Origin of the sequence: Azospirillum sp. TSO35-2 (assembly GCF_003116095.1) — a bacterium.
GTDB lineage: Bacteria > Pseudomonadota > Alphaproteobacteria > Azospirillales > Azospirillaceae > Azospirillum.
The window spans coordinates 2,581,852-2,593,556 of sequence record NZ_LGRA01000021.1 but is presented as its reverse complement, the minus strand read 5'-3'; the positions used below and the strand labels follow the sequence as shown (position 1 = coordinate 2,593,556).

Annotated in this window: 6 protein-coding genes; all 6 read left to right on the top strand. The window is 73.2% G+C overall.

Annotation, left to right across the window (positions count from 1 at the left end):
• Positions 1-9 precede the first annotated feature (9 nt).
• The gene (locus TSO352_RS27790) at positions 10-3,249 is read left to right on the top strand and encodes a caspase family protein (RefSeq protein WP_109110910.1); all 3,240 of its coding nucleotides are present in this window, start codon (positions 10-12) and stop codon (positions 3,247-3,249) included.
• Positions 3,250-3,467: 218 nt separating this feature from the next.
• Complete coding sequence (gene tssL, locus TSO352_RS27785; RefSeq protein WP_247872468.1) at positions 3,468-4,796, top strand: type VI secretion system protein TssL, long form; 1,329 nt, start codon at positions 3,468-3,470, stop codon at positions 4,794-4,796.
• Positions 4,797-4,866: 70 nt separating this feature from the next.
• Entirely contained in the window at positions 4,867-8,397 is a 3,531-nt protein-coding gene (gene tssM / locus TSO352_RS27780) for a type VI secretion system membrane subunit TssM (RefSeq protein ID WP_109110298.1), read from the top strand.
• Positions 8,379-9,032, top strand: coding sequence for a type VI secretion system-associated protein TagF (gene tagF, locus TSO352_RS27775; protein ID WP_247872467.1), 654 nt, complete (start codon positions 8,379-8,381; stop codon positions 9,030-9,032). The genes tssM and tagF overlap by 19 nt, the downstream gene beginning before the upstream one ends.
• Positions 9,032-11,107 carry a type VI secretion system tip protein TssI/VgrG gene (gene tssI / locus TSO352_RS27770; RefSeq protein WP_109110296.1) on the top strand — a complete coding sequence of 692 codons (2,076 nt, stop codon included), beginning with the start codon at positions 9,032-9,034 and terminating at the stop codon, positions 11,105-11,107. The genes tagF and tssI overlap by 1 nt, the downstream gene beginning before the upstream one ends.
• A complete protein-coding gene (locus TSO352_RS27765; RefSeq protein ID WP_109110295.1) occupies positions 11,104-11,688 on the top strand; it encodes a DUF4123 domain-containing protein in 585 nt (194 codons plus the stop codon). The genes tssI and TSO352_RS27765 overlap by 4 nt, the downstream gene beginning before the upstream one ends.
• Positions 11,689-11,705 lie beyond the last annotated feature (17 nt).

Sequence of the window (11,705 nt, the reverse complement as noted above, 5' to 3'; positions counted from 1 at the left end):
GGATTGATCATGGTCGGTTGTGTCCACCGTCTGCGGCGCCATGCCGCCGCCCTGCTGGTCGCGCTCGTCGCGTCCGCCGTCCTGACCGTCGCCGTGGCCCCGGCCGCGCGGCTGGCGCTGGCGGCGGACGCCTCCACCGGCGCGTTCCTGCGGATCGAGACGGGCGGCCACACCGCCCGGGTCAACCGGCTGGCGGCCGACGCCGAAGGGCGGCTGATCGCCACCGTGTCCAACGACAAGACCCTGCGCCTGTGGGCGCGCGACAGCGGCGAGCCGCTGGGCGTCCTGCGCGTGCCGATGGAGGTCGGGGACGAGGGGGCGCTTTACGCCGTGGCGCTGTCGGCCGACGGCGCCACCGCGGTCGCCGCCGGCAACACCGGGGCGAGCTGGGGCGACGGCGTCACGCTGTACCTGTTCGACGTGAAGGCGCAGCGGCTGAAGGCGCGGCTTCCCGGCCAGCCGCAGGTGGTCAACGATCTGGCCTTCTCCCCCGACGGCCGCTTCGTCGCCGGGGTGTTCGGCGGCACCGCCGGCCTGCGGGTGTGGGACAGCGCCAGCTTCCGGCTGGTCGCCGAGGATGCCGGGTACGAGGCGCGGGCGTCGGCCGTCGCCTTCAGCCCCGACGGGCGGCTGGCCACCGCCTCCTTCGACGGCAACATCCGTCTTTATGATTCCGCCTTCAAGCCGAAGGCCAAGCGCAAGCCGGCCGACGGCGGCACGCCCTATTCGGTCGCCTTTTCCCCGGACGGAGCGCTGCTGGCGGTCGGCTACGCCGACAAGACTCGGGTCGACGTGCTGGGCGGCGGCGACCTGAAGCCGAAATTCAGCCCCAAGACCACCGGCATCACCGGCGGCAGCTTCGCCGCCGTCGCCTGGGACGGGGCGGGCCCCAACGCGGCGCTGGTCGCCGCCGGCACCGCCAGCACCGACGGCAAGCGCAGCGTGGTGCGGCGCTGGGCCGACGGCGGCAAGGGCGCCTACGGCGACACGCCGGTCGCCCGCGATTCGGTCACCCATCTGCTGGCCCTGCATGGCGGCGGCGTCGCCTTCGCCGCGGCGGATCCGGGGTGGGGGGTGATCGGGCCGACCGGCGCCGCGCTCTACACCCGCATGGGCGACGTCGCCGATTTCCGCGACCTGCCGCAGGGCCGCTTCGCCCTGTCGGACGACGGGCTGGTGGTCGATTTCGGGATGGAGCAGGGCGGCCGCCGGCCGATGCGCTTCGACGTGCTGGCCCGCAGCCTGACCACCGCGCCGGACGCGCTTCCCGGCATGAACCGCCCGACCGCCGAGGGGCCGGGGATCGCCGTCGCCGACTGGCGCAACAGCCGCAACCCGACGGTCAACCGCCAGCCGGTGAAGCTCGACAGCGGCGAGTGGGCGCGCAGCGTCACCGTGCTGGGCGGGCAGCGCCGGGTGCTGCTGGGCGGGGAGTTCAGCCTGCGCCTGCTCGATTCCGCCGGGGCGGAGCTGGCGCGGGCCGAGGTGCCGGCCGCGGTGTGGGGCGTGGTCGCCTCGGCCGACGGGCGGGTGGCGGTGGCGGCGCTGGGCGACGGGACGTTGCGCTGGTACGCGCTGGCCGGCGGCGCCCGCCCGCTGGAGGAGCTGGCGGCGCTGTTCCCCCACCGCGACGGCCGCCGCTGGGTGCTGTGGACGCCCGAGGCCTTCTTCGACCATTCCGAAAGCGGCGGCGAGACGCTGGTCGGCTTCCACCTGAACGACCCGAAGAAGAAGGGCAGCCAGTGGGTCGAGTTCAAGCAGGTCTACCGCGTGTTCGACGCGCCGGAGCTGGTGCGGGCCAAGCTGCGCCAGACCGGCCAGGCCGACATCGCGGCGCGTCTGGCCGCCATCGGCGACATCCGCCTGCTGACCCAGCGCCGGCCGCAGGTGGCGCTGCTCGACTATTGCACCGTCCCCGCCGCCAGCCGTGGCTTGGCGCTCGGCACCGGCGCGGCGGAGCCGGCGCCCGCCGCCCCGGCCGCGACCAGTTCGGTCCCGGCTGACACCGAGACCTGCCATCCGCTCGACGCCACGCCGGTCAGCCGCGCCTTCTCCCGCGTCAAGGATCCGGTCAAGCCGACGCCGGCATCCCCGGCGCTGGAGACGGCGTCGGAGGAACCGCGCCTGTCCATCACCGTGCCGGAGGGCGTCGGCGCCGTGCGGCTGCGCTACCGCGTCACCGACACCGGTGGCGGCATCGGCTCGGTCGACCTGTTCCGCAACGGCCGCAACGTCAGCGGCCAGGACGCCTCGCGCGCGTTTTCCCGCACCAGCGACCCGGCACCGGCGCCGGATCCGGTGGAGCGGGTCAATGTGGTCCGGCTCGACGCCGGGTCGAACCGGGTCCAGATCCGCGCCTACAACGGGTCGGACGCGATCTACGAGCGCTCGCCGCTGGTCGATTTCGTGCTGCCCGCCGCAACGGCCAAGCCGGCGGAGGCGACGCCGGCGGACCGCACCCTGGCCGGCAAGCCGCGGCTGCTCTCCCTGGTCGTCGGCATCGACCGCTACCGGCCGGCGGGGACGCAACTGCACTTCGCCCGCGCCGACGCCTCGTCCTTCGCGGCGGCGTTGCGCGACCGCATCCCGGCCGGCTACGACCGCGACCGGTCGCTGGCGCTGTCGACCACCCTCTACGACGAGCAGGCCAGCCGCGCCGCCATCGTCGCCGGGCTGGAGGCGCTGGCCACCACCGCGCGGGAGGAGGACACCGTCGTCCTCTACCTCGCCGGCCATGGCGTGATCGTGCCCTCGCCGAAGGACCCGTCGGTCAAGCTCTATCACTTCGTCACCCAGGACGTGACCGCCGCCACCGCCCAGTCGATCAACGAGCAGGCGCTGTCCGAGAAGGACCTGAACCGGCTGGTCAGCGCGATTTCCGCCCGCAACGTGCTGGTCCTGCTCGACACCTGCCATTCGGGCGCGGTGTCGGCGGGCTCGGTCGACAAGCTGTACCAGGACATGGGGTCCCGCTATCTCCTCGCCGCCTCGTCGGAGCAGGAGGAGGCGCTGGACAGCTACGACGGCCGCAACGGCATCTTCGCCCGCGCGGTGCTGGACGGGCTGAACGGCAAGGCGCTGCTGCCGGGCGACGAGGCGATCTACAACCTGACGCTGGGCCAGTATGTCAACCGGGCGGTGCCTCGCATGGCCAAGGAGAAGCAGTGGCACCAGTCCGCCATCTTCAAGACCGGCGGCAACGAGCTGAACCCGTTTCCGCTGGCCTCGTCACCGGGGGCGTCGCCCTGAGGCGTCCTCTCCGAACGGGGTAACTCTTTCACCATAGGTTGCGGAACTTGCCGGAATCGCTTGCCAGAAATGGCTAGATTCATCGTGGTTGGTTCGTTCACACTGCTGGAAAAGACGGTCCGGCCCACCCCTGGGCCGGCGCGCGTGTTGGGGTGGATATGCAAGGCGGCGATCAGTTTGGCGGCCTGCCCGAACAGGAACCGGAACGCACGGTCCTGATGCCGACGCCGGGCGGGCGGCGCCCGGCCGCAAGCGGCGGCGCGACGGCGGCACCCGTGCGGGCCGAGGCGGCCGGCGCCGGCGAGCCGCTGCCGGCCGCCAACTTCGCCGCGCGGTCGGCGCTGGTCGCCGCCGCCTGGCCGGTGCTGCTGCTGGCGACCCGCCTGACCGAGGCCACCCTGACCGAGATCGGGGTGCCCGACCTGGAGGCGCTGCGCCAGCGGGTGATCGCCGCGCTGCGCGACTTCCAGCTCTGGGTGATGAAATCCGGGTTGGACCCGGCGACGCAGGCCACCGCCCATTACGCGCTGTGCGCGCTGATCGACGACATCGTCCTGAACTCCCCCTGGGGCAGCCAGAGCGCGTGGACGCGGCAGAACGTCACCAGCATGTTCCACAAGAACGTGGTCGGCGGCGACCAGTTCTACGACCGGCTGGCCGCGGCCCGGCAGGATCCGGGCAAGTACGGCGACCTGCTGGAGCTGATGTATCTCTGCCTGTCGCTCGGCTTTCGCGGCCGTTACCGCGTCGCCGGCCGGCAGGACGGCGAACACGCCCGCATCCGCGAGGACGTCTACGCCATCCTGGTCAAGCACCGCGGCAGCGCCGACCGCATCCTGTGCCCCAACGCCGCGGCGCTGGCGATGGAGTACCGGCCGCCGAAGAGCATGGCGCCGGTCTGGGTGACCGGCGCCGGCACCGCGCTGTTCCTGCTGCTGCTGTTCCTGGGCTTGAGCCTGCTGCTGAACGGCGGGTCGGACCGGCTGTTCGCCGGCATGGGCGGCCTGCCGCCGCACGGCGCCGTGGTGATCGAGACCCCGGCGCCGATCGCGGCGGCGCAGGCGGCCCCGGCGCCGCAGATCGAACCGCCGCCCCCGCCGCAGACCACCCAGGTCCAGCGCGTGCGCAAGTTCCTGGAACCGGAGATCGCCGAAGGGCTGGTCGAGGTGACGGAGGACGCGCTGACCGTCACCGTGCGGATGCGCGGCTCCAACCTGTTCGCCAGCGGCAGCGACGCGCTGAACGGCAAGGTGCGGCCGTCGGTGCTGCGCGTCGGCAAGGCGGTGGCGGACGAGCCGGGGGCGGTGCTGATCACCGGCCACACCGACAACGTGCCGATGACCGGCGGCGGGCGCCTGCGCTTCCCGTCGAACTGGCACCTGTCCAAGGCGCGGGCCGAGGCGGTGCTGGCGGAGTTCGCGCCGCTGTTCGCCGACAAGGCGCGGCTGAAGGCGGAGGGGCGGTCCGACACCGAGCCGGTGGCGACCAACGACACCGCCGAGGGGCGGGCGGCGAACCGCCGGATCGACATCATTCTGAAGAAGTGAGCGGTGGCCCGTCCGGTTCGCCGGGGGGCCCTTCGAGCCAATGGCTTGAGCCAAGGACAGGGGTGCTGGAATGAGTCGGCTGACCGCCACATTGCGCTCTCGGGCGGTGTTGGGATTGATCGGCGCGGTGATCGCGGCGGCGCTGATCGCGCTGCTGGCGCCGCTGGCCGGGCTGGAGATGCCGTGGCTGGCGGTGGCCGCCGCCGTGCCCTTCCCGATCCTGGTCCTCGTCCTGCTGCTGCTGCGCCGCCGCGACGTCCGCGCCGAGGAGCGGATGACCGCCGAGCTGACCGGCGGCGGGGCCGGGGGCGAGGGCGCCCGCATCGCCGCGATGGAATCGGCCGAGGAGGTCGCCGGCCTGCGCAAGACCTTCGCCGATTCGCTGGCGCTGCTGAAGGCCGGGCGCAAGCAGCGGGGGCTGGGCGACGGCTATCTCTACACCACCCCCTGGTACGTCATCATCGGCCCGCCCGGCGCCGGCAAGACCACCGCGCTGCTGAAGAGCGGCCTGAACTTCCCGCTGGCCGAGGCGGCGGGCGGGCGGCCGCTGAAGGGCGTCGGCGGCACCCGGCAATGCGACTGGTGGTTCGCCGACGAGGCGATCTTCCTCGACACCGCCGGCCGCTACACCACCCAGGACAGCCACGAGGCGGTCGACCAGACCGGCTGGGGCGCCTTCCTGACCCTGCTGAAGACGTCGCGCGCGCGCCAGCCGATCAACGGCGTGCTGGTCGCCATGGCGGTGCCCGACCTCGCCGCCGCCGGGCCGGAGGAGCGGGCGCAGCACGCCGCCGCCATCCGCCGCCGCCTGCGCGAGCTGTACGACACGCTGAAGGTCAAGGCGCCGGTCTATCTGCTGCTGACCAAGGCCGACCTGATCGCCGGCTTCAACGAGTTCTTCCACGACCTGAACCGCGACGAGCGCCGGCAGATCGTCGGCGTCACCCTGCCGGCGGCCGACAGCGAGCTGACCGACGCCGGCATGGCGACGCTGGGCAGCGAGCTGGACGGCATCGCCGGCCGGTTGTCGGCGCGCGCCGTCGACCGCATCCAGCAGGAGCAGACGCAGGACCGCCGCGGCGCCATCTTCGCCTTCCCGTCGCAGCTCGCCTCGCTGAAGGAGCCGCTGCTCGACTTCGTCGCCGCCGCCTTCAAGGCCAACCGCTACGAACCGGCCCTGCGGCTGCGCGGCGTCTATTTCACCAGCGGCACGCAGGAGGGCACGCAGATCGACCGGCTGATCGGCGGGCTGGCCGAAAGCTTCGGCCTGCCGGCGGCGCCGTTGCGCGGCGGCGCGGTCGCCGCCGGCCAGCAGCGCAGCTATTTCCTCGGCAGCCTGCTGTCCGACCTGGTGTTCCGCGAAGCCAACATGGTGGGCTTCGACCCGGCGGCGGAGCGTCGCCGCGTCTGGCTGCCGCGCATCGCCTACAGCCTGTTCGGGCTGGTCACGCTGGCGGCGACGGCGGCCTGGGTCGCCGCCTATCTCGGCAACAGCGGCCTGATCGACCGCGAGCAGCAGGCGGTCGACGCCTACCGCCCGAAGGCCGAGGCGCTGGCCGCCGGCACCGTCGCCGACGACGACCTGCGCCGCGTCCTGCCGGTGCTGAACGACCTGCGGGGCCTGCCCGCTGGCCATGACACGCTGGCGCTGCAACGGAAGCTGGCGCTCGATTTCGGGCTGTACCAGGGCGACAAGCTGGAGGAGGCCGGCGACGCGCTGTACCGCCGCGCGGTCGACGGGCTGCTGGTGCCGCGCCTGCTGGTGCGGGTGCAGCGCGACCTGCGCGACCGCCTGCAGGCGGACGACGCCCCGGCGGTCGAGGCGCTGTTCCGCCTCTATCTCGGGCTGGGCGGCGCCGGGCCGGTCGATGGCGACGCGGTGAAGGCGTGGCTGGCCGGCTGGCTGCGCCGCGCCGCCCCGCCGGTGGCGGAGGACGAGACCAAGCAACTGCTGGCCCATCTCGACGCCGGGCTGGCCAGCCCGGCCGGCCTGCCGAAGGTCAACCTCGACGCCGCCCTGGTCCGTCAGGCGCGCGAGGTGCTGGCCCGGACGCCGCTGGCCGCCCGCGTCTACGCCGCGATCCGCGACGGCGAGGCGGCGCGCAAGCTGCCGGAATGGCGGCCGTCCGACCAGGCCGGACCGGAGGGCGACCGCGTGTTCCGCCGCCTGTCGGGCGCCCGGCTCAGCGACGGCATCGCCGGTTTCTACACCCAGCAGGGCTTCACCACGGTGATGCTGCCGTCGCTGCCGGCGGCGGGGCGGTCGGTGCGCGACCTGAGCTGGCTGCTCGGCCCGCCGCGCGGCGAGGAGGCGGGGGCGGAGCTGGAGGCGGCGGCGCTGACGCTGTACCTGCGCGACTACGCCGGCCGCTGGGACACGCTGCTGAACGACCTGACCCTGGTGCCGGCGGCGACGCCGCAGGCGCTGGGCGAGGAGGTCAACATCCTGTCCGGCCGCGCCTCGCCGCTGGCGAAGCTGCTGGGCGCGGTGGCCGGCGAAACCACCCTGCAACGGCTGCCGGAGGCGCCGGCCGCCCTCTCGCCCGCATCGTCGCCGGCCGTGGCCGCGGTGGCTGCGGCGGTCGCCGACAGCGGCATGGCCAAGCTGGTCGGCCAGATGGTCGATGACCGCTTCCGCCCGCTCAACGACTTCACCCGCAACAGCGGCAACGCCCGGCTGGAGGAGCTGGTCCGCCGGCTGGAGGGGGTGCACGCCGTGCTGGCCCGGCTGTCGCTGGGGCAGGGCGCCGGACAGCGGCTGTTCGATCTGGCGGCCAACGGCGGCGGCGAGGTGTTCCAGGCGCTGGCCACCGACATGGCCTATTACCCGCAGCCGGTGCGCCGCTGGACCGAGGATCTGGTGGCGCAGGGCACCGCGCGGACGCTCAGCGGGGCGCGGGCGCAGATCAACGCCGAATGGCAGAGCAACGTGCTGCCCTGGTGCCGCCGCGCGCTCGACAACCGCTATCCCTTCGTCCGCGGGGCGTCGGCCGATGTCGGGATGGACGATTTCGCCCGCCTGTTTGCACCGGGCGGGCTGATCGACGCCTTCTTCACCAACCGCCTGCGCCCCTTCGTCGACACCACCCGGGAGCCGTGGCGCTGGCAGGCGGCGGCGGCCGACCTCGGCATTCCGGCGGCGGTGCTGCCGGCGTTCCAGCACGCCGGCGCCATCCGCGACGCCTTCTTCCCCGACGGCGGCCGGGTGCCGTCGCTGCGGTTCGAGCTGCGGCCGACCTTTCTCGGCCCCGGGGTCGAGCAGGTCGACCTGGATGTCGACGGCCAGCACCTGACCTTCGCCCGCAACGCGACGCTGGCGCAGGGGCTGCAATGGCCCAAGCCGGGCGGGGCGGGCGACCTGCGCGTCACCTTCACCGGCCAGCCGACCGAGCCGCCGGAGACGACCCAGCGCACCGGAAGCTGGGCGTGGTTCCGCACGCTGGACGCCAACCGCGGCCGCAAGGGGTCGGTGCCCGACCGCATCCCGTTGTCCTTCGGCGCCGCCGGCAAGTCGGTCGGGTTCGACGTGCGGATGACCAGCGCGCTCAACCCCTTCTCGATCCGCGACCTCAAGGACTTCCGATGCCCAGACGCCCTGTGACGGGTCAGCCTGTGATCGGCCCGCCTGCGAGGGGGCACGCCGGCTGCTTCGGCAAGCTGCCGGCGCGCGGCGACTTCCTGCTGCGCGGGCTGCCGCGCGCCTTCGCCGATCCCTGGCACGACTGGCTGCTCGACGGCATGCAGGCCAGCCGGGCGGCGCTGGGGGAGGGCTGGCTCGGCCGCTACCTCAACGCGCCGGTCTGGCGCTTCACCCTGGGCGCCGGGGTCTGCGGGCCGCTGGCCGCGGCCGGCGTGCTGATGCCCAGCGTCGACAAGGCCGGCCGCCACTTCCCGCTGACGCTGGTGACGCTCTTCACCCCCGGCGGCGCCGACACCGACCAGGGCTGGTTCGACGCGGCGGAGGGCTTGGCGCTGTCGGCCCTGAGCCACACGCTGGACGTCGAGGCCTTCGTCGCCGCCATCGCCGCGCTGCCGGCCCCACCCGCCGGCGCGTCGGCGCCCGCCGGCGCCCGCTGGTGGACGACAAATGGGCCGGGGGGCGGTGAGGGCGGCGACGGGCGGAGCTTCGCCACCGCCGGCCTGCCCGACGCCGCGGCGTTCACCGCGTTCCTGGCTGACCCGGCATGCGACGGGCCGGCATCCGACTGGCCGGCGTTCGACGCGGAGGAGGCGTGATGCAGTTCGTCCAGGACGACCGCCTGCTGTCGCTGGAAACCCCGGCCGGCCCCGACCTGCTGCTGGCGGAGCGGGTGCGCGGGCGGGAGGCACTGTCCAGCCCCTTCCTCTACACCATCGACGCGCTCGGCCCGATCGACCCGCTGACGCCGGACACCATCGTCGGCAACAGCGTCACCATCGGCGTCCGCCAGCCCGATGGGCAGCGCCACTATGTCAACGGCATCGCCCGCTCGCTCGGCGTCGGCGTGCCGGTCGGGCGCGACCAGCGCTGCTACAGCATCGAGGTGGTGCCCTGGCTGTCGCTGCTGTCCTACACCAGCGATTGCCGCATCTTCCACAGCCTGGGCGGCGGCGGCCCGATGACGGTGCCGAAGATCGTCGAGACGATCTTCCAGGAGTTCGGCTTCACCCAGTTCGAATTCCGCAGCCTGACCGGCAGCTACCAGCCGCGCGAATATTGCGTGCAGTACAACGAGGCCGCCTTCGACTTCATCAGCCGGCTGCTGGAGGAGGAGGGGATCTATTACTACTTCACGCACGAACGCGACCGTCACACGCTGGTCCTGTCCGACAGCGCCGCCGGCTACGCCAAGATGACGCCGAACACCCTGCGCTTCATGCCGAGCGGCCAGTACGCCGACCAGGTGGAGCGGTGGGAGCGGGTGTACGCCGTGGCGTCGGGCCGCTGGGCGACCAAGGACTACGACTTCCAGGCGCCGCGCACCGCGCTCGACAGCAGCGAGTCGTCGGTCGCCACCGTGCCGGTCTCGACCAAGTACGAGCTGTTCGAGTATCCCGGCCGTTACGCCAGCCGCGACGCCGGCAGCGCGCTGGCCCGCCGCCGGATGGAGACGGAGGAGCACGGGCTGGAGGGGGTGCGCGGCACCAGCGCCTGCCGCACCCTGCACCCCGGCGTCACCTTCGCCCTGGCCGAGCACCCGACCGCGGCGGAGAACAACCAGCCGGTGGTGGTGGCGGAGGTGGCGTTCGACGCCTGCAACGAGGGCTTCCTGCCCGGCGACAAGCGCAAGGCCTCCTACACCAACCAGTTCCGCGCCCTGCCGGCGAAAATGGTGGTGCGGCCGCAGCGCCGGACGCCCAAGCCGTCGGTCCGCGGCATCCAGACCGCCTTCGTCGTCGGCCCGGCGGGGGAGGAGATCCACACCGACAAGTTCGGCCGCATCATGGTGCAGTTCCATTGGGACCGCCGCGGCCGGTCGGACGAGAAGAGTTCCTGCTGGATCCGGGTGGCGCAGAGCTGGGCCGGGCACCAGTGGGGGGTGCAGACGGTGCCGCGCATCGGCATGGAGGTGTTGGTCGATTTCGTCGACGGCGATCCCGACCGGCCGCTGGTGATCGGCGTCGTCAACAACGCCGAGGCGCTGCCGACCTACGCCCTGCCGGAGCACAAGACGCGCTCGGGCGTCAAGACGCGCAGCACGCCCGGCGGCGGCGGCTTCAACGAGGTCCGCTTCGAGGACAAGGCGGGGAAGGAGCAGGTCTTCATCCACGCCCAGCGCGACTACGACCTGCGCATCGGCCATGACAGCCGCACCTCGGTCGCGGCGGGCCAGCATCTGGAGGTCGCCGGCGGCCTGTGGGAGCGGGTGGGCAAGGACCACCACGCCACCATCGACGGCGACCATGTCGAATCGGTTGGCGGCGGCGTGTCGCGCACGGTGGGCGTCGACCTGCACGACAAGATCGGCACCAACTACGCGGTCAAGGCCGGGGCCAACCTGTGCCTGGAGGCCGGCGCGTCGCTGACGCTGAAGGTCGGCGGCAACTTCATCACGCTGAGCGCCGCCGGCATCGCCATGAACGGCACCATGGTGCTGATCAACAGCGGCGGCGCGCCCAACGGCCTGGTGGCGACGCCGGCGACGCCGGACAAGCCGACGCCGGCCGACAAGGACAAGGGCGGCACGCTGGCGCCGCCGCCCAAGGCGAAACTGCCGCGCCCGGCGCAAAGTCACACCCCGAAGGCCGCCGCCCAGGCGATGGTGATGCGCAACGCCGCGGCGGCCAACACGCCGCTGTGCGAGATCTGCGAGGGGGCGGGGACCGCATGAGATCGAGCCTGGGTCCGGCCGGGAATCCGGCCACCGCCGGCATTCCCGCCCGCCTCGCCCACCATCTGTGGCCGGAGGGCGACGCCCGCGCGCTGTACATGATCGTCGACGCCGCGCGCGACCCCGGTCTCTACCCCGGCCTGCTGGCGCACGAGGACGGCGCCGACATGCGCTCGCTCTACCAGGGCGACACCGCCGGCGAGCTGGCGGAGGTGGCGCCCTATCTGGTGCGGCTGGAGCGCGGCAGCGCGGTCACCGACTGGCTGCTGGGCGACGGCTGGGGCCGCGGCTGGGGCATCCTGGTGCTGGCCGACCGCGACATCGACGCGGTGCGCCGGCATTTCCGCAAGCTGACCATCGTCAACGGCGAGGCGGGGGAGACCTATCTGTTCCGCTTCTACGACCCGGTGGTGCTGGCCGCCTTCCTGCCGACCTGCGACGCGGCGCAGTGCGCCGCATTGTTCGGCCCGGGCTTCCGGTTCATGATGGAGGATGCGGCGGCCGGCGCGCTGGTCCTGTTCGAAGCACCGAACGGCGTGCCGCTCCGCGCCGAAATCCCGCTCGCCGCGCCGCGGGCCTGACACCCTGTCGCGTGAGG